This is a genomic window from Sphingomonas plantiphila (assembly GCF_046000505.1).
Lineage (GTDB): Bacteria > Pseudomonadota > Alphaproteobacteria > Sphingomonadales > Sphingomonadaceae > Sphingomonas > Sphingomonas plantiphila.
On sequence record NZ_JBELQC010000001.1, the window covers coordinates 279541 to 297675 of the forward strand.

Consider the following 18135-nt stretch of genomic DNA (forward strand, 5'->3'; position numbering starts at 1 on the left):
AGATGACTCGCAACCGCACGATCGGCTTCGTTCTCGCCGTGCTCATCTTCGTCGCCGACCAAGCGATGAAGGCGTGGGTGGTGGAAGGGCTGGGCATCGATTCGCCGGGCAAGGCGATCGAGGTCGTGTCCTTCTTCGACCTGCGCTTCGTCCCGAACATCGGCGTGTCGCTCGGCCTGCTCGCGGCGGAAACCGATACGATGCGCTGGGCGCTGGTCGCGCTCACCGCAGCGATCGCCGGTGGCGTGTGCTGGTGGATGTTGAAGGAAAAGAACCGCAACGATCTGTTCGCACTGTCGCTGGTGCTGGGCGGCGCGCTCGGCAACATCGTCGATCGCATCCGCTTCGGCTATGTGGTCGACTATGCCGATCTGCACTTCGGCGAATGGCGCCCTTTTTTGGTCTTCAATGTCGCCGATGCTGCGATTACCATCGGCGTTCTGATCCTGCTCATCCGGGCGCTGTTCGTGCGTGAGAAACCCAAGGCCGATCAAACCGGCGCCCCTGTGGAGAATGCCAATGCGTAAGTCCGTGCTTGTTGCCGCCATCTGCGGCTCGGCGACCCTGCTCGCCAGCTGCGGCGGCGGCCTGTTCGACCGCAAGCGCCCCGACGAATTCGCCGTCTCGCGTCAGGCGCCACTGGTGATCCCGCCCGATTTCGCGATGCGCCCGCCCCAGCCCGGCGCCCCGCGTCCGCAGGATGCCGGCGGCCCGTCGCAACAGGCGCTCGACGCCCTGTTCGGCGGCACCGCGCCGCGCAGCGCCTCTGAATCGGCCGCGATCGAGGCAGCCGGTGGCCGCAGCGCCGCCGATGTCGGCGTCCGCTCGGGCGTGGGCAGCCCCGACACCAATGTGGTGGACAAGGGCAGCACCACCCGCGACATCGTCGCCGCGCCGCAGGGCGATGGCCGCGAAGCGCAGACCCAGGCCGGCAACGCACCGACCCCGCCGCAGAACTGAGGTCTTGCCTCAGCGCAAAAGGGCCGCGGAACCCGGGTTCCGCGGCCCTTCGCTTGTCCGGTTGACCGCGCTTAGAACGCCGCGCCGAGCGTGAACAGCACCGCGCCGTCCGCGCCGACGGCTTCCTTGTAACCGCCCAGCCGCGGCGCGTCGGTATTCACATAGGCGACGCCCAGCGTCAGCGCCTTCCAGCTGACTTCGGCGCCGACCGAATAGTCGAACACATCGCCGTCGAGGCCGCCGAGGAAGCTGTCGCTCTTGGCGAAGCCGACATGGCCCTTCAGCTTGAACGGGGTCGACGGAACGCCGATCGCTGCGTCGGTATAGACATAGACCGCACTGTCATCGCCCAGCGAATCCTGGCCACCCGGAGCCCAGGCGAGGCCGGCCTTGACCGACGCCGGACCGACGGTGCCGCTCACCGACACATAGGGTTCGATGATCGAGCTGTCCGATGCGCCGGGATAGAGGTACAGCGTCGCGCCGATGTCGAACGTCACGCCCGACGTCACTTCCTTGGCGAAACCGGCGAACACGTCGATCTCGGTGCCGTTGGCGAAGCCGACGCCCGAACCCCAGGTGCCGACATAGAGGCCGCTCTCATGCGCGACGGTGAAGCCGCCCTGGATGGTCGCTTCCTCGTTGGTCTGGCTGAAGCCGCGAAAGCGATAGTCGCTGACCACCGTCGCGCTGCCGGTGATGGTGAAGGCGTCGGGCGCCTCGGTCTCGTCCTGCGCGAACGCGGGCGTGGCGGTGGCGGCGAGCAGCAGCGCGCCGAGAAGTGGCTTGGTGATACGCATGGGATCCCTTTCGTCTTGGTGCGATTTCGGTCCCCGCCTGCAGCGAGAGGGATGCCGCTTTGGCTCGGGTTTCCCCGGCGCGACTATTTCCTCCCACCGCCCTAAAGTTGCAGCAATTCGTTGCGCTGCACAATTCTATTTCGCGCCGCGCAAGCAAAAGCTCCGCATGCTGTTGCGGCGGCGCAACAGAATTGTCACGATTGAAACCGCTCAGCGTACCGCGACGACGGCGTCCACCTCGACCGCCGCGCCGCGCGGCAGCACCGCGACGCCGACCGCGGCACGCGCATGGCGCCCTGCCTCGCCGAACAGCTTCTCCATCAGTTCGGACGCGCCGTTGGCGACCTGCGGCTGCTCGGTGAATGCCGGATCGGAATTGACGAAGACGCCAAGCTTCACGATCCGATCCAGCCGGTCGAACCCGCCCAGCGCCTTTTCGATCTGCGCGGCGATCATCAGACCGCACCGCTCGGCGGCTTCCTGACCATAGGCAAGGTCGCGATCCTCGCCCAGCCGACCGGTCATCACGACGCCGTCCTTGAACGGCAGCTGCCCCGAAATATGCATCAGCCCGCCGACAGTCACGGTCGGGACATAAGCGGCAACCGGTGCCGCAGCTTCGGGCAGCGTCAGGCCGAGATCGGCGAGGCGGGCGTGCACATCGGCGGTGGTGATGGTCATTTGGTCAGTCTCCCTGCGCGGTATGAACGGTATCGGCCGGCTGCCCGGCGGCAAAACGTGCGGCGATCCAGCGCTGGGCCTCGCGCCAGTCGTCGATCCGCGCATGGGCGTGCGGCGCGGCCGGCACGAACCGCGCCATTGCGGGTTCGGAGACCATGTGCAGCCGGAATACCTGCGGCGCCGCCTGTGCGACCGATTCGTGATGCTGGGGCAGATCGTCGACGAACACCGCGACGCTCGCATTGTGCTCCGCGACCAGTCGGGCGACCGGCGCACCCTTCCCGCCCTGATTGCACTCGACGCGATGGACGATGCCATGGCTGTCCAGCTGCGCGATGCGGTGGTCGCGGCACTGATCCTTCAGATTGGTGAGGATCACGATATCCGCCCGTTCGGACAGCGCCTCCAGCGCCTCGCGGGCGTGCGGGACCAGCGTCTGGCGCCCCATTTCGGCGGGAAAGAACCCGTCCAGATAGCGCCACATCGCCTCGGGCGACAGCGTGCTGCCGTTGCGCGGGCGCATTGCCCGGCTCCAGTCGTGATGGCTCATGTCGAATTCGATGTCGTGCGCCTCGTCCAGCCAGGTGCCGAAATGGCGGACCATGTGCAGCAGGACTTCGTCGCAATCGCAGATCAACAGCGGCTTCATTCAGTCTCCAGCCGGGCATGGGCGGCGATCAGCGCCGCCGGGGTACAACCGATCGCCGCGGCACAGGCAATCAGGTCGGGCTCATGCGCGGCCAGAAAACCGAGCACGGCGGCAAGGACGTCCGGCTCCCCCGCCCGCGCGCGCAGATCCGCGGGGGTCAAGCCGGTCAGGTCGAGCAACCGGTTGGCGCGCGACATATCCGACACGATCCACCCCAGCGCGCCCAGCGCCAACGTCATCGCCTCCTCATTTGTCTCCGCGCCGCGCATCGCCTAGAGCTTCGCCCAATCGTTCGTTAGCCAATCGTTCGTCGAAGGGATCGCGTGGCAAAAAGGGTGCTGGTTGTCGAGGACAACGAACTCAACCTGAAACTTTTCTGCGATCTCCTGCGCGCGCACGGATTCGAGACCACACCGGTCCGCGACGGGCGTGAAGCGGTGGCGACGGCGCGCAGTTTCGCGCCCGACCTGATCATCATGGACATTCAGCTGCCGCACGTTTCCGGGCTCGAAATCATCGGGCGGATGCGCGGCGACCCGGCGCTACGGACGATCCCGGTGATGGCGGTGACGGCCTATGCCGGTCATGACGACGAAGCGCGCATCCGCGCCGCGGGCGCCAACGCCTATGTCACCAAGCCGATCTCGGTCATGCGCTTCGTGGAAGAGGTCCAAGCTCTTCTGTGATCCGAGCGGCGCCGGCCCAATGCACAACGCGAAAAGGCCGCGTGGCGAAACGCCCGCGGCCTGCATCCCGGATCGAACCCCGATCGGACTGACGGCGGCTCACGCCGCCGCGCACGTCACTTGATCTTGGCTTCCTTGAACTCGACATGCTTGCGCACGACGGGATCGTACTTGCGGAAGCTCATCTTCTCGGTCTGGTTGCGCGGGTTCTTCTTGGTGACATAGAAGAAGCCGGTATCAGCGGTGCTGACGAGCTTGATCTTGACGGTAGTCGGCTTGGCCATCGCCCGGGTCCTGATATTATCTAAAACGAATAAAGCGGCCGCGCGCTGGCAGACCGCTGTCAGGGGTGGGCGCATGCCGCCTTGTCACGCGAATGTCAAGGCTAAGTGGCCGTTAGCCGCCTGTTAACCATCTTGCCGCACGCTGGCGCTATGACGTGATACAGGCGGCGGAGACGGACATGGCAACGGGGCGGAACTGGGTGCTGGCGGGCGAACTCAACCAGCGAATCGATTCGATCGCCGCGCGCGCCGCACGGGCAGCCACTGCCGACCTTGCCGCCGACCTCGATACGATCCGCGTCCTTGCCACGGCGAACGGCATCACCCCTGCCCTTCCCGTCGTTCATGCGCTCGAATCCGCGCTGGCGGCGGGACAGCGTGGTCCGATGATTGCCGATGGTCTCTCGCTGCTGCGCGACGCGGTCGCCTGCGGGCGCACCGATTCGCGGACCGGCGCGGCCTTTGCCGCCGCCTGTTCGATCCGACTCGCCGGCTGACCGAGTGGAAGCAGCGGTCCCAGCCTTCATCGCCGCGCTGCTGACGCAGATCGGCGACCGGTCGCCATGGCTCGTCGCCATCTTGGCGGACCGCTATGGACGACCCTTTACCGTCGCGTTCGCCGCGCTGCTTGCACAGGGTGCGGGCAATGCCATCGCCGCGGTCGGCGGCGCGCTGATCGGCCCGATCCTGACCCCCAATGCCAAACAACTATTGCTCGCGCTTGCGCTGATCTTTGCGGCGATGGGTGCGCTGTGGCGGCTCAAGGCGCCCGACCGGCTGGAGGGATGGCGCCTGGGGTCGTTCGTCACCGCGTTGTTCGGCGTATTCGTGCTCGCTCTCGGCGACACCACGCAATTCTTCACCCTCGCCTTCTCGGTCCGCGCCCCATCCCCCTGGTTCGCGTTGGTCGGAGCCTGCACTGCGGTCCTGATCGTCAACCTCGCCGCGGCGCTGATGGGCGAACTCAGTTGGCGCCAATTGCCGATCCGCAATTTTCGCATCGTCTTCGGGCTGCTCACGCTTCTGGCCGGCGTGATCGTGGGCGCCGCCGCGTTGCGGTTGATCTAGCCGCTCGATCAATCTGATCTGACAATTGCAACGACGCCGCGGGACCCCAAATGCTAGGGAGTCGTTTCATCACCGACTCAATCACCAGCAAAGGGATCCCACCATGGCCGACACCGATGCCGCCCTGAAGACTCCGACCGACCTCAGCCGCAACGACACCAAGACCGTGGCGGACGCGCTGAACGGCATCCTGGCGGACAGTTACGCGCTGTACCTCAAGACCAAGAATTTCCACTGGCACGTCTCCGGCCCGCATTTTCGCGACTATCACCTGATGCTCGACGATCAGGCGACGCAGATCCTCGCGACGACCGACGCGATCGCCGAGCGCGTGCGCAAGACCGGCAACACGACGCTGCGCTCGATCGGCGACATCGCCCGCCGCCAAACGATCAAGGACAATGACGCCGAGTTCGTCAGCCCCGACAAGATGCTGGCCGAACTGCGCGAGGACAATCTCGCGCTGGTCGAACTGCTGCGCGAGGCGAAGGACATCGTCGACGAGGCCAAGGACAATGCGACCAGCGGGATCCTCGACGACTGGACCGATCAGGCCGAGGAGCGCGCCTGGTTCCTGTTCGAGGCCAGCCGCAAGGGTTGAACGGGTCGGGACGGGATCGGACCGCGGGGTCAGTCCCCCTTGGCGATCTCGTCCCAATCCTCGTTCGCGCGCCGGACCAGATAGGCGTGGATCGCTTCGGTATCGCCCTGCGACAGCACGTCGGCGAAGCTGACCATGCCTTTTTCGATCCGCGTTCCCTTGAGCACGATGTCGTTGAACTCGGCATGCGTCGCCGCGCTCATGCGGCGCAGGTCCTTTACCCCGCCGCGCGCGCGCTCGGCGTGGCAGCCGGAGCAGTTCTGGGCATAGAGTTCTTCGCCCCGTGCAATGACCTCGGCGCTCGCGCCGGACTCGGCAGGGCGTTCGAGCTTTGGCGCGGCTTCCGCCATCGCCGGTAGCCTCGCCTTCCCGTCGAGCTTGAACACGAGCAGGCGCGGCGTCGCCAGCGGAAAGCCGAATGCCTTGGCGCTGGCGGCATGGCCGAGGCCCCCGCCCCATCCGGCATTGACTGCGATATATTGGACACCGCCGACCATATAGCTGATCGGCGCAGCGATCGGCACCTGCTGCACCGGCATGTCCCACACCTTCTCGCCGGTATCGGCACGATAGGCGGCGAAGGTGCCGTACACGGTACCCTGGAACACGAGGTTGCCCGCGGTGGCGAGGATGCCGCCGCTCCCGCGCAGCGGATAGGGCACCCGCCACCGCTCCTTCTGCGCGACCGGATCCCAGGCGGTGAGCCAGAACCTGTTGTTCTTCGCCGCGAAATCGGCGGCGGCCTTGCGCGTCAGCTCATAGCCGGTGGTCGAGATGCCGAGCTGTCCCATATTGCCGGGCGACTGTTTGAACTCCGGGTTGATCGAGAACGCCATGTACATCTCGGTCACCGGAAAATAGGCAAGGCCCGTCTGCGGGCTGTACGCCATCGGGTGCCAGTTGTGCCCGCCCCCGGGACCCGGCGTGAGCAGCACCGGCACCGCGCCATAGCGCGCCTCGGGATTGACCTTCGGCCGCCCCGTAGCCTTGTCGATCCCGCTCGCCCAGTTCATCGCGACATAGGGCTCGGCCGAGATCAGCTCGCCGGTCGCGCGGTCGAGCACGTAGAAGAAGCCGTTCTTCGGTGCCTGCATCAGCACCTTGCGCGGCTTCCCGTCGATCGTCAGGTCGGCGAGGATCATCGACTGGGTCGCGGTATAGTCCCACTGCTCGCCCGGCGTGGTCTGATAGTGCCAGACATATTCCCCGGTATCGGCGCGCAGCGCTACGATTGAGGAGAGGAACAGATTGTCGCCGCCGCCGGGGCTGCGATAGGCCTGCGGCCACGGCCCGCCATTGCCTACGCCGATATAGATCAGCTTGAACTCGGGATCGTAGACGATCGAATCCCACACCGTGCCGCCGCCGCCGCGCTTCCACCATTCGCCCGTCCAGGTCTTGGCGGCCATCTCCAGCGCCTTGTTCTCATGCGGCTTGGCGGGATCGCCAGGAACGGTGTAGAAGCGCCACAGCTTCTTCCCCGTCTGCGCGTCATAAGTCGTGACATAGCCGCGCGCCGCACCTTCGGCGCCCGAATTGCCGATGATCACCTTGCCGTCGAACACGCGCGGCGCGCCGGTGATGGTATAGGGCCAGACCGGGTCGAGCGTGTCGACGCTCCACGCCTGCCGCCCGGTCTTCGCATCGATCGCGATTAGCCGCCCGTCGAGCGTCGCGATGATCACCCGGCCCTTCCACGCCGCCAGCCCGCGCGTGACGATGTCGCAACAGGCGAGCCGCCCCTTCTCGCGATCGACCTTCGGATCGAAGCGCCACAGCTGCTTGCCGGTCACCGCGTCATAGGCCGTGGTCACGTTCCACGGCTCGATATTGTAGAGCACGCCGTCGATCATCAGCGGCGACGCTTCGACCCCGCGATCCACCGCGATATCGGCATACCAGGCCAAGCCGAGCCTGGCAGCATTATCGGCGTTGATCTGGTCGAGCGGGCTGAAACGCTGCTCGCCATAGGTGCGGCCCGGCGCCATCCACTGTCCCGGCTCGCGATCGGCAGCAGACAGTCGCGCGTGATCCACGGTCCGTGACGACTGGCCGAGCCCCTGCCCGGCCAGCGCCAGGCAGCCGAGCGCGAGCGCCCATCGCGGGAAGGTGAACGCCATATGCTACTCCTTGTCGAGCGCGCGGCGCTCGATCGTTCGGGCCGGTGATAAAGGGTTGGGCGCGGTCATCAATCGCCGGTGCAGCGCCATCAGGTCGCGGCGGTTCGCCACCCCCAGCTTGCCATAGGCGCGGCGGCGATAGGTGATGACCGTGGTCGCCGACAGTTGCTTTGCTGCGGCGATCCGGTCCTGCGTCTCGCCGAGCATCAGCGCCGCGACGATTTCCGCCTCGCGCGCACTCAAGCCGTAGTCGAGCGTCGCCAGTCGTCCCGCCAGCGATGTCTCGTCGCCGACCGGCCGCGCCGCTTGCTCCGCGCGGAGATGCTGGCGCAGCGCAGCGATCAGCAGCCCGGCATGCAGTTCGAGCCGCGCGAAATCCTGCGCGGAGAAAGGCCGGCTTCCCCTAGTGCGATAGCCGTTCACCGCGAAGCACGGATGGCCGGGCGACAGGATAGAGACCCGCTCCGCCACGCCTGCCCGGTCATAACAGGCCGCGCGATAGGCGGGGTCGGCGATGTCGCAGGCGCGGCGACGGGTCACCACCGGCACACCCGGCGGCGCATGCGCGAGCTGCGCCAGCTGCCGGTCGGATCGCCAATAGCTGCGGGCATAGGCATGCGACGCACGAAGGGGAAAGCCGGGGGCATCGGGCAATTCGCCATGTGCGAAGATCAGTTCGACATGCTCCCCCCGGTCGCGCAGGAACACCGAGCATAATTCGACCCCCGCCAGCGTCCGCAACGCATCGAGCAGGGCATTGGGAAATGCCGGGCCTCCGATCGCCGCAACCAGATCGGCCAGCGCGCGTGCGGTCAAGCGCGCGTCGTCGGTCCCGCCCGCCCCCGTCGCCGGACGATCGCGCGGGCGCACCGCATCGATCTGCCCGGCGCTGCTCACGGCGCGAGCAGGCCCTTGCGCCGGCTCCACCCGATCACCGAATCGATGCATTGGGCGAGCAGCTCGGGCTGGCCGAGATAATAATGCGTCGCGCCTTCCAGCCGGACATATTCCTTGTCCGGCGTCGCGAGCGCCGCAAAGATCGCCGGGTTATGCGTCGAGGGTACCGCTTCGTCGGCGGTGTTCTCGATCAGCAACACCGGCGTCTGGTGGATCTTCGCCGCGTTGAGCGGCCCCTTGGCGTTCGACTTGTCGTAGCTCCACTGGCTCAGCCACGAGCGCAGCGTGGTGTAGCGCGCCAGCCCGACCGGCCCGACATTCACCGCGCGCGGATCGCCCATATAGGACCAGCCGACCCGGCGGTCGGAGGGATCGACCGCCGGATCGAACCAGCGCACGTCGCACATCGTGCGGTGGACGACGAAGGCGCGCTCCTGCTCGACCCCGCCCGCCGCCTTGAGCTCGGCCAGCTTGTCGAGCGCCCATTGCGTGATGCGCCGGTTGCGCGCGACCTGCGCGGCGCGGAAACGCGCGACGAACTCGGCGCTGTAGGGCGGCTGGTTGGGGCAATCGGGCGAATAGATGTCGAGCTCGGGGTCGCGATTGTCCGGGTCCATCTCGTCGGTCACCGACGGGTCGAGCCACTCGGTCAGCGTCTCGGCGCGCGAGAGATGCGCGGCGATGAAGATCACCCCGTCCGCCGGCTGCAGCTCGGCGCCGACCAGATCGACCGGATCGCCCGCGGGGGTGTGCGTGATCGTCGGCGTCTCCGCCTGCGCCTGGTAGAAGAGCGAGAGCGATCCGCCGCCCGACCAGCCGAGCAGCACGACCTTGTCATAACCCAGCTCGGTTCGCGCATGCGCGATCCATTTGCCGAGGTCGATCGCGACCTTTTCCTGGATCAGCGCGGCGTCGTTGCGCGGATAGCGGCTCGCCGCGCACAGCACGTCGAGCCCGGCATCGGCGAGCGCGACCGGCATCGGCAACAAATGCAGCACCGACGTCGGGTGCATGAAGATATAGACGGTGCGCGCGGTCGAATCCGGGCGCCGCATCAGCTGCCCCTCGAGGTTCACATGCCCCGAATTGCCGGCAAAGCCATAGGTCTCGGTGAAGTTGGGATTGTCGGGAAAGGACAGGATCAGCGGCGTGCGCGTCCATTGCCCCTTCGCGGAACCGGCGACCATCTCGAACTCCTGCAACTCGGTCATGCGGCCTCCAGCGGGACCCGCGTGGGATCATATTCGAACAGCCAGGAATAGCGTTCGACCACCTGGTCGGGCGCCCATTGCGCGTCGACGTAACGCTGCGCGCCTTCCGGGTCCGCCAGCGTCGGGTTGTGGAAGCGCTCGGCATTGGCGTTCGCGCCTTCGACCGCGCGGGTGGTGCGCGGGATACGCATCCGCTGATAGCTCTCGAGCGCTTCGTCGATCGTATCGAATTCCTCGAACGCGCGGGCGAGGATGCACGCATCCTCCAGCGCCATCACCGCCCCCTGCGCCAGGAAGGGGAGCGAGGGGTGGCACGCGTCGCCGAGCAAAGCGACCTTGCCGTTCACCCAGTTCTGCATCGGTGGGCGCGCGATCAGCGCCCATTTGAACGGCTGCGGGATCGCCGCGATATAGGCGTGCACATCGGCGTGCCAGCCGGGATAATCGTCATGATATTCCTGGTTGGTGCCGGCCGAGGTCCAGCTTTCGGTCTTCCAGTCCTGCCGCTCGATCACGCTGGTGAAGTTGATCAGTTCGCCGCGCCGGATCGGATAATGGATCACATGCCCGCCCGGGCCGATCCAGTTGGTGCCGATCGGACGCGTCAGCCGCTCGGGCAACCGCTCGGCCGGGATCACCCCGCGCCACGCGACGATCCCCGTGAACTTGGCCGGCCCCGCCCCGAACAACAGCTCGCGCATCTTCGAATGCACGCCGTCGGCGCCGATCACCACGTCGAACGTCGCATTGGGTTTGTCGTGGAACGACAGCGTGACCTGTCCGTCGCGCTGCGCGACCCCGGTGAAGCGATGGTCGAGCCGGATCGTGCCCGGCGACGCCGCCTCGACCGCCTTGACCAGCACCTGATGCAGGTCGTTGCGGTGCACGGTGATATAGGGGACGCCATAGCGCGCCTGCGATTCGACGCCGAGGTCGAACAGCTTCCACGTGTCGCCCGTATTCCACAGGCGGATTTCCTTGCCCTCGGGCTCGAAGCAGATCGCGCGGATCTCCGCCTCCAGCCCCAGGTCGAACAGCACGCGGCAGCCATTTGGGCTGATCTGCAGCCCCGCCCCGACTTCCTGCAATTGCGCCGCCTGTTCGAACACGGTCACGTCGTGCCCCTTGCGCAGCAGCGCAAGCGCCGCCGTCAACCCGCCGATGCCCCCACCGACGATGCCGATCCCCGGATCGTGTCTCAAAGTCTTGCCCCCTTGCTGCGCGCCAGTCGACAATGATGAACGGCGTTCATCCAATTTGCCGTGTGCACGCGATTATGTGTCGTCATCGTCTCGTCCATCCGTCTGAAGTCCCGGCCGCAGCTCAGATCGCGATCGCAACCGCCTTGGTCTCGGTATAGGCGTCGATCCCCTCGCGCCCGTTCTCGCGGCCCCAGCCCGATTGCTTGAACCCGCCAAAGGGGAGGGCCGGATCGAGCCCGCCGCCATTGACGCGCACCGTCCCGGCTTTCAGCTTGCGCGCGAGCAGGTGAGCGGCGGACAGTTTGTTGGTCCACACCACCGCGCCCAGCCCATAGTCGGTCGCGTTCGCCTCCGCCGCGATCCGATCGAGGTCTTCATCGGCGAACGACATCGCGCACAGCACCGGACCGAAAATCTCCTCGCGCCGCACCGACATCTCGGCGGTCGTCCCGGTGAGTACCGACGGGGCGACGAAATAGCCCTCGCCCGCGACCTCGCGCACGCCCGCGCGCAGTGCCGCGCCAGCCTCGGTTCCCTGGCGCACATAGCCGCGCACGCGGTCGCGCTGCGCGGCGGAGATCACCGGCCCCATCTCCGTCTCGGCGTCGAAGCCCGATCCCAGCGTGATCGAGTCGGCGATCCGCGACACCCCCTCGACCACCTCGTCGAACAGCCGCTCATGCACGAACAGGCGCGAGCCGGCGTTGCACACCTGCCCGGCATTGGTGAAGATCGCGCGCGCCGCGCCCTCGATCGCTTTGGCCGGATCGGCATCGGGCAGCACGATCACCGGGGTCTTGCCCCCCAGTTCGAGCGTCACGCGTTTGAAATTGCCCGCCGCCGCGCGCAAGATCAGCCGCCCGACCTCGGTCGACCCGGTGAACGTCACCTTGTCCACCCCCGGATGCGCGGTCAGCGCCGCGCCCGCGGTCTCGCCGTCACCGGTGAGCAGATTGAACACGCCGTCGGGGAAACCGATCTCGGCGACCAGATGCGCCAGCCGCAGCGCGGTCAGCGACGTCTCTTCGGCCGGCTTCAGGATCACCGCGCATCCGGCGGCGAGCGCGGGCGCGATCTTCGCCGCCGCCATCGCCAGCGGCGCGTTCCACGGCACGATCTGCGCCACCACGCCGACCGGCTCCTTCAGCGTATAGGCGTGCCAGTCGCCCATGCCCGACAGCGCGATCGTCTCGCCATTGAGCTTGGTCGCCCAGCCGGCATTGTAGCGCAGCACCTCGATCGCATGCGGAATGTGGAAGAAGCGCGCGTCGCGCTGCGGCATGCCGTTGTCGAGCGTTTCGAGCGCCGCGAACTCATCGATATTGGCTTCCAGCGCATCGGCCAGCCGGTACAGCAGCCGCGCACGCACCGCGGGCTTCATTCCGGTCCATTCGGGGTTGTCCATCGCCCCGCGCGCGGCGCGCACCGCCGCATCGGCATCCTCGGCGCCAGCCTCGGCGATCCGGCCGAGGCTCAGCGTCGTCGCGGGGTCGAACGTCTCGAAGCTGCGCCCTTCGGCCGGGTCGATCCAGCGCCCGCCGATGAACAGCTGATGTCGCGCTCCGGCAAAGGCGCGTGCCCTGTCCACTGCCGACAGTTCCGCCGGTTCGATAATCGCCGCGCCAGCCATGCCCAAACCCCTCTCCAACCTGCCCGCGCACCCGTTTCGGTACGCCCGACAACATGCATCATAACCAACGGCATTATATCTTGTCGAATGCTATTTGACATGCGACAACGCAAGCCTTCGCAGCACGGGACGAAAAATGCGCGGAATCGGAGAGGGATCGGCGCCGCTGCCGGTCAAAGCGACGCATGGCTGACCCGATACAGGCGTTCGATTATGTGATCGTCGGCGCGGGATCGGCCGGTTGCGTGCTCGCCAACCGGCTGAGTGAGAGCGGGCGTGATTCGGTGCTGCTCATCGAAGCCGGCGGCGCGGACGACAATTGGTTGTTCCGCATGCCGCTCGGCTTCATGATGACCGCCGCCAATCCCGATTATGACTGGGGCTATGCCAGCGAGCCCGATGCCAAGCTCGCCGGCCGCTCGCTGCCGGTCCCTCGCGGCCGCGTGCTCGGCGGCTGCTCCTCAATCAACGGCATGATCTACATGCGCGGCCATTCGCGCGACTATGACGAATGGCGCCAGCTGGGCGCAGCCGGCTGGAGCCATGCCGACGTGCTCCCCTATTTCCGGCGGATGGAAACGAGCTGGCGCGGCGCCGGTCCGCATCATGGCGGCGACGGCCCGCTCGCGGTGACGCAGGTGCCCGGCGCGCATCTCCTCACCGATCCGATCCGCAGGTCCGTGCTCGCCGCCGGTTTCGCCGAAAGCGACGATCTGAGTGGCGCGGCGCAGGAGGGGTTTTCCCCCTGCGAAGTCACCGTCGACGCACGCGGTCGCCGCGCCAGCACCGCCGCCGCCTATCTCCGACCCGCGCTGCGCCGCCCCAACCTCACCGTGCTCACCCATGCCCAGGCCCGACGCGTGATCTTCGAACACGGCCATGCCGTCGGCATCGACTATCTCCGCAACGGCCAGGCGGGCGAAATCCGCGCGCGCAAGGAAGTGATCCTGAGCGGCGGGGCCTATAATTCGCCCCAGCTGCTGATGCTCTCAGGGATCGGCCCCGCCGATCATCTGACCGAGCATGGCATTCCCGTCCGCGTCGACGCCCCCGGCGTCGGCCGCGATCTTGCCGAGCATCCGCTCGTCTACATGAGCTACGACGCGCGCGCGCCGACCACCTTCCTGCGCGCGCTCCGCTCCGACCGGGCGGCGCGCTCGGTCGTGCGCTGGGCGCTGACCGGCAAAGGCGCCTTCGCCAGCCAGATCACCAGCGGCGTGCTGATGCTGCGCACCCGCCCCGAACTCGAACGCCCCGATATCCAGCTGGTGTTCCTGCCCGTCCGGCTCGACGCCAAGCTTTGGCACCCGTTCGGGCCGCAGCAGTCGCACGTCATTTCGGTGATGGTGATGCAGCTCCATCCCGAAAGCCGCGGCAGCGTCACGCTGCGCTCCGCCGATCCGCGCGACAAGCCGCGCATCGACCTCAACCTGCTCTCGACCGACCGCGACTTCGCCGACATTCGCGGCGGGATCGAAGCGGTACGCCGCATCTTCGAACAGGCACCGCTGCGCGACATGGTCAGCGGCGAGCGCGCACCGGGCAGCGCCGCCGACCTCGATACCTTCATCCGCAACAACCTCAAGATCACCCAGCACCCCGCCGGCACCTGCCGCATGGGCGAGGACCAGCACGCCGTGCTCGACAGCGAGTTGCGGGTGAAGGGCGTCACCGGCCTGCGCGTGGTCGACGCGTCAGTGATGCCGAGCGTCCCCGGCGCCAACATCAACGCTGCCGTCATCATGGTCGCCGAACGCGCGTCGGACCTGATCCGCGGGCGCGCGCCGCTGCCGCGCGCCGACTGACGCTCAGCCTTCCTGCCGGTTGACCAAGTCAAGCAGCATGCGCGACGCCGTGACCGACGCGGGCCAGGAGGAATAGAAAGCAAGGTGCAACAGCGCCTCGCCCAGCTCCTCCTGGGTCACCCCGTTCTTGAGCGCGAGCGCGAGATGCGCCTCGAGCTGCTGGTGCCGGTTCGCGGTCATCAGCGCCGCGACGGTCAGCAGCGATCGGTCGCGCTTGGACAGCCCCTCGCGCTCCCACACCTCGCCATACAGGACACGGTCGGTCATCTCGACAAAGGCGGGGACGACGCTGGCGAGCTCGTCGCCCTTGGCCGCGCTGGGTCGCTTCATCGCCTCACTCCCCGTCGCGCTTGTAGTTGCCGAGCCCCGGCTTGTAGGTCTTTTCGTCGAGGAACTGGACCATGCCCTTCTCGCGGCCCTTTTCCTTGTCGACGAAGGTCGTCTGGTCGCCCTTGGCGGTCAGATATTCGGCGGCCAGCTCCCAATTCATCTCGCGCGCATATTTATACGCCATCCGTGCCTGACGCAGCGTGGTCGGGTTCTTCTCGAGCAGCACCTTGGCCAGCTCGCGCGTGCGGTCCTTCAGACGCTCGGCGGGCACCGCTTCGTTGACGAGGCCCAGTTCCTTGGCGCGCGCGCCGTCGAACTTCTCGCCGGTCATCACATAATAGAGCGCTTCGCGATCGCCCATCAGCGTCGAGATCGCCTTCGACACCACCCCGCCCGGGATGATGCCCCAGTTGATCTCGCTGAGGCCGAACGTCGCCGCCTGGTCGGTGATCGCGAGGTCGCAGCAGATCAGCGGGGTGAACGCGCCGCCGAAGCACCAGCCATTGACCATCGCGATCGTCGGCTTGGCGTAATACATCAGCGTCCGCCACTGCCACGCGCGCGTCTCGCGATAGGCGCGGTGCCGCTCGACATCGCTCACCGCGTCCGACGCGCGGAAAAAGCCCTGCAGGTCCATGCCCGCCGAAAACGCCTCGCCGCTGCCGGTCAGCACGATCACGCCGCAGCGATCGTCCAGCTCGAGCGCGTCGAGCACCTGATTCATCTCGCGCGCCAGCTCGATGCTCATCGCATTGCGCTTGTCTGGGCGGTTGAGATGGACCCAGGCGATGCCGTCCTCGAATTCCACCAGCACGGTGTTGCCGCCCGGGATCGGCTTGTCCTGCGTCGCTGCCATCGTCTGTTCCATCCTGTGTCCTTCGATTATGCGCCGGTGACGATCAGCGCGTCGAGCGCGACCGCGCCCTCGCCTGCCGCCATCACCATCAGCGGGTTGATGTCGATTTCCGCGATGCCGAGCCCGGCGCGCATCGCGCCGCCGATGCGGACCACGACGTCCGCCACCGCCTCCACATCGCGCGCCGGCCGCCCGCGAAAGTCGCCGAGCAGCTTCGCGCCGCGCAGTCCGTGGATCCGCTCCACCGCGCGCGCATGCGAAATATCGGCGGGCAGCAATTCGGCCGCGTCCAGCGCCTCGATCAGCACGCCGCCCAGGCCGACCATCACCGATGCGCCCCATTCGGGGTGGTGGCGCGCGCCGACCACCAGCTCGAGCCCCGGCGCGGACATCTGCTCGACCAGCACGCCGTCGATCGCCGCGCCGTTCAAATTCGCCATCAGCCGCGTCCAGCCGTCGCGCAGCGCAGCCGCGTCGCGCAGGTTCAGGATCACCCCGCCGATGTCGCTCTTGTGGCTGAACGCCGCAGCCTGCACCTTGATCACCACCGGAAAGCCGATGCGGTCGGCGATCGCCAGCGCCTCGTCCACCGTCGCCGCCAGCCCGCCCTCGGGCACGCGCACGCCGATCTCGCGCAGGAACTGCTTGCCGACGAACTCGGTCTTGACCCCCGGCTCCGCCCATCCGGTCAGGCCGGTGGCGGCGGGGCTGCGGTCGGCGACGCTGGCCAGCGCATTGGCATAGCGCCGCGCCGCGCCGAACGCGCGCATCGCGCGCTCGGGCGAGCGGAACAGCGGCGTCTCGCTGTCGCGCATCGCGGCAACGAAATCCGGGTCGAGCGGCGAGGTATCGCCGGTAATCGCGACGACGACCGGCTTGTGCGAGCCCAGCGCCTCGGGGATGATCGCCTCGCCCTTCGCACGTTGTTGCGACGGCCCGCCGCCCGCCATCGGCAGCAGCACGCCGCCCACCGCCGGATCGGCGAGCATCGCCGCGGTCGACAGCCCGAAGATATCCGCCTTGGCAAACCCGGTGGTGCCGACGTCGAGCGGGTTGTCGATCTCCATCCCCGCCGGCAGCAGCGCGCCGAGCCGTTCCAGCGTCGCATCGGACACGGTCGCGATCGGCAGCCCGATATCCTCGGCAAAGTCGAACGCGGTGCCGCGCAATGCGCCCGAATTTGTGACGACGCCCAACTCGCCGGTAACCGGCTTGGGGAAACGATGGAGGATGGCAACCGCGTCGAACAGCTCGTCCATCGTATCGACCATCACAACGGCCTCGTTCTCGACCGCAACGCGCATCAGCGCATAGTCGCCGACCATGGCGCCGGTATGCGATTGCGCCGCCTCCTGCCCCCGCTTGCTGCGGCCGGGATGCAATACGACGACCGGGATGCCGGCTTCACGCGCACGGCGGGCCGCAGCGAGAAAGGCGATCGGATCGCGGATCTGCTCGATATAGAGTGCGATGGCGTTCGCCCGGCCTTCGTCGACGATGAAGTCGACCATGTCGGCGGCGCGCATCACCGCCTCGTTGCCGGTCGCCGCCTGCAGCGCCACGGAGATGCCGCGCCCCTGCATCGCCGCGCGGATGCTCGACGCCATCGCCCCGCTCTGCGCGACCACCGCGACGCTGCGCCGCGCGCCGAGCGACTGGGGATGCGCCGGTTCGAAGGTCAGTGCCATGCCGCCCGCGTAATTCACATAGCCCATGCAATTGGGCCCCATCAGCGCCATGTCCGCATCGCGGCAGATGGCAGCGATAGCCTCCTGCTCGACGCGCCCGTCCTCGCCCGCCTCGGCGAAGCCGGAGGCAAAGACGATGACCCCGCCCACGCCGCGCCGCGCCGCCGCCTCGACCGCGGGCAGGATCGCCGCGCGCGGCACGTTGAGGACCAGCGCATCGACCCCCGCGGGCAGGTCGTCCACCGATTTGACGCAGGGGCGCCCGCCGATCTCGTCGCGCGTCGGACTGATCAGGTGCAGCGCGCCGGCAAAGCCGAACCGCTCGCAATTGGCAAGGATCGTGCCGCCCATCGTCGCCGGATCGGGCGATGCCCCGGCGATCGCCACCGATCGCGGATCGAGCAGGCGCGCCAGCGCCGGACGGACTGGTTCCACGCTCGCCACGTCTTCGTCGCGCGCCTCGATGCCCTGCGCCAACCCGATCCTCCCCGCTCGACTAATATCAGCTTGCCTGCTATCTTGCCGCAGTCGGGCGGCAGGTCCAATGCCTATTTTGCCACGCTACGATAGGATCACGATATGGGTCGCTTTCGCCGCGATCGATATCCTGGCGGCATCGGTCGGCCGACGACAAGGAATTAGACGCGGGACGCGCTGCGATCCTAGA

Annotated in this window: 20 protein-coding genes; 7 read left to right on the plus strand and 13 right to left on the minus strand. The window is 67.4% G+C overall.

All coding sequences use genetic code 11. The features are described from left to right. The first annotated feature begins 2 nt into the window (after positions 1-2). Positions 3-527 carry a signal peptidase II gene (lspA, locus tag ABS767_RS01280; RefSeq protein WP_408078634.1) on the plus strand — a complete coding sequence of 175 codons (525 nt, stop codon included), beginning with the start codon at positions 3-5 and terminating at the stop codon, positions 525-527. Then, the gene (locus tag ABS767_RS01285; RefSeq protein WP_408076550.1) at positions 520-960 is read left to right on the plus strand and encodes a DUF3035 domain-containing protein; all 441 of its coding nucleotides are present in this window, start codon (positions 520-522) and stop codon (positions 958-960) included. Before lspA ends, ABS767_RS01285 begins: the two co-directional genes overlap by 8 nt. 71 nt (positions 961-1031) lie before the next feature. Here ABS767_RS01285 and ABS767_RS01290 read toward each other — a convergent pair whose 3' ends face one another. The 4 genes from ABS767_RS01290 to ABS767_RS01305 all read right to left on the minus strand — a co-directional run bounded on the left by ABS767_RS01290 (position 1032) and on the right by ABS767_RS01305 (position 3359). Further along, positions 1032-1760 (minus strand): TorF family putative porin, encoded by a 729-nt coding sequence (locus ABS767_RS01290; RefSeq protein ID WP_408076551.1) that lies wholly within the window; start codon positions 1758-1760, stop codon positions 1032-1034. Between the two features lie 210 nt (positions 1761-1970). After that, a complete protein-coding gene (locus tag ABS767_RS01295; RefSeq protein WP_408076552.1) occupies positions 1971-2441 on the minus strand; it encodes a RidA family protein in 471 nt (156 codons plus the stop codon). A gap of 4 nt (positions 2442-2445) precedes the next feature. Continuing rightward, positions 2446-3090: an HAD family hydrolase gene (locus ABS767_RS01300; protein ID WP_408076553.1), complete on the minus strand. Its 645-nt coding sequence runs from the start codon at positions 3088-3090 to the stop codon at positions 2446-2448. After that, complete coding sequence (locus ABS767_RS01305; protein WP_408076554.1) at positions 3087-3359, minus strand: DUF3572 domain-containing protein; 273 nt, start codon at positions 3357-3359, stop codon at positions 3087-3089. Before ABS767_RS01305 ends, ABS767_RS01300 begins: the two co-directional genes overlap by 4 nt. Positions 3360-3413: 54 nt before the next feature. Between ABS767_RS01305 and ABS767_RS01310 the strand changes: the two genes are divergently transcribed. Further along, positions 3414-3776 carry a response regulator gene (locus ABS767_RS01310; RefSeq protein ID WP_408076555.1) on the plus strand — a complete coding sequence of 121 codons (363 nt, stop codon included), beginning with the start codon at positions 3414-3416 and terminating at the stop codon, positions 3774-3776. 116 nt (positions 3777-3892) lie between these two features. On the opposite strand, the gene rpmG is transcribed toward ABS767_RS01310, so the two are convergent. Continuing rightward, a complete protein-coding gene (gene rpmG, locus ABS767_RS01315; protein WP_066483558.1) occupies positions 3893-4060 on the minus strand; it encodes a 50S ribosomal protein L33 in 168 nt (55 codons plus the stop codon). 179 nt (positions 4061-4239) lie between these two features. Between rpmG and ABS767_RS01320 the strand changes: the two genes are divergently transcribed. From ABS767_RS01320 to ABS767_RS01330, 3 genes are all read left to right on the plus strand, one after another. Beyond that, complete coding sequence (locus ABS767_RS01320; RefSeq protein WP_408076556.1) at positions 4240-4557, plus strand: hypothetical protein; 318 nt, start codon at positions 4240-4242, stop codon at positions 4555-4557. 4 nt (positions 4558-4561) lie between these two features. Beyond that, on the plus strand, positions 4562-5128 hold the full coding sequence (locus tag ABS767_RS01325; RefSeq protein WP_408076557.1) for a TMEM165/GDT1 family protein: 567 nt from the start codon (positions 4562-4564) through the stop codon (positions 5126-5128). Between the two features lie 103 nt (positions 5129-5231). Then, positions 5232-5729, plus strand: coding sequence for a Dps family protein (locus ABS767_RS01330; protein ID WP_408076558.1), 498 nt, complete (start codon positions 5232-5234; stop codon positions 5727-5729). 29 nt (positions 5730-5758) lie between these two features. Here ABS767_RS01330 and ABS767_RS01335 read toward each other — a convergent pair whose 3' ends face one another. The 5 genes from ABS767_RS01335 to ABS767_RS01355 form a co-directional block, all read right to left on the minus strand. Next, on the minus strand, positions 5759-7849 hold the full coding sequence (locus ABS767_RS01335; RefSeq protein WP_408076559.1) for a PQQ-dependent dehydrogenase, methanol/ethanol family: 2091 nt from the start codon (positions 7847-7849) through the stop codon (positions 5759-5761). A 3-nt stretch (positions 7850-7852) separates the two neighbouring features. Further along, the gene (locus tag ABS767_RS01340) at positions 7853-8746 is read right to left on the minus strand and encodes a helix-turn-helix transcriptional regulator (RefSeq protein WP_408076560.1); all 894 of its coding nucleotides are present in this window, start codon (positions 8744-8746) and stop codon (positions 7853-7855) included. Next, positions 8743-9957, minus strand: coding sequence for an alpha/beta hydrolase (locus tag ABS767_RS01345; RefSeq protein WP_408076561.1), 1215 nt, complete (start codon positions 9955-9957; stop codon positions 8743-8745). The genes ABS767_RS01340 and ABS767_RS01345 overlap by 4 nt, the downstream gene beginning before the upstream one ends. After that, positions 9954-11159, minus strand: a complete 1206-nt coding sequence (locus ABS767_RS01350) for an FAD-dependent monooxygenase (RefSeq protein WP_408076562.1) — start codon at positions 11157-11159, stop codon at positions 9954-9956. Before ABS767_RS01350 ends, ABS767_RS01345 begins: the two co-directional genes overlap by 4 nt. Before the next feature lie 121 nt (positions 11160-11280). Beyond that, positions 11281-12789: an aldehyde dehydrogenase family protein gene (locus ABS767_RS01355; RefSeq protein WP_408076563.1), complete on the minus strand. Its 1509-nt coding sequence runs from the start codon at positions 12787-12789 to the stop codon at positions 11281-11283. A gap of 185 nt (positions 12790-12974) precedes the next feature. On the opposite strand from ABS767_RS01355, the gene ABS767_RS01360 reads away from it, so the two are divergent. After that, positions 12975-14594, plus strand: a complete 1620-nt coding sequence (locus ABS767_RS01360; protein WP_408076564.1) for a GMC family oxidoreductase — start codon at positions 12975-12977, stop codon at positions 14592-14594. A 3-nt stretch (positions 14595-14597) separates the two neighbouring features. Here the strand turns inward: ABS767_RS01360 and ABS767_RS01365 are convergent, their stop codons facing one another. The 3 genes from ABS767_RS01365 to ABS767_RS01375 are packed head-to-tail and all read right to left on the minus strand — an operon-like array spanning position 14598 to position 17945. Then, positions 14598-14924 (minus strand): carboxymuconolactone decarboxylase family protein, encoded by a 327-nt coding sequence (locus ABS767_RS01365; RefSeq protein ID WP_408076565.1) that lies wholly within the window; start codon positions 14922-14924, stop codon positions 14598-14600. Between the two features lie 4 nt (positions 14925-14928). Next, on the minus strand, positions 14929-15792 hold the full coding sequence (locus ABS767_RS01370; RefSeq protein WP_408076566.1) for a p-hydroxycinnamoyl CoA hydratase/lyase: 864 nt from the start codon (positions 15790-15792) through the stop codon (positions 14929-14931). A gap of 14 nt (positions 15793-15806) precedes the next feature. Beyond that, positions 15807-17945 (minus strand): acetate--CoA ligase family protein, encoded by a 2139-nt coding sequence (locus ABS767_RS01375; RefSeq protein WP_408076567.1) that lies wholly within the window; start codon positions 17943-17945, stop codon positions 15807-15809. Between the last annotated feature and the right edge of the window lie 190 nt (positions 17946-18135).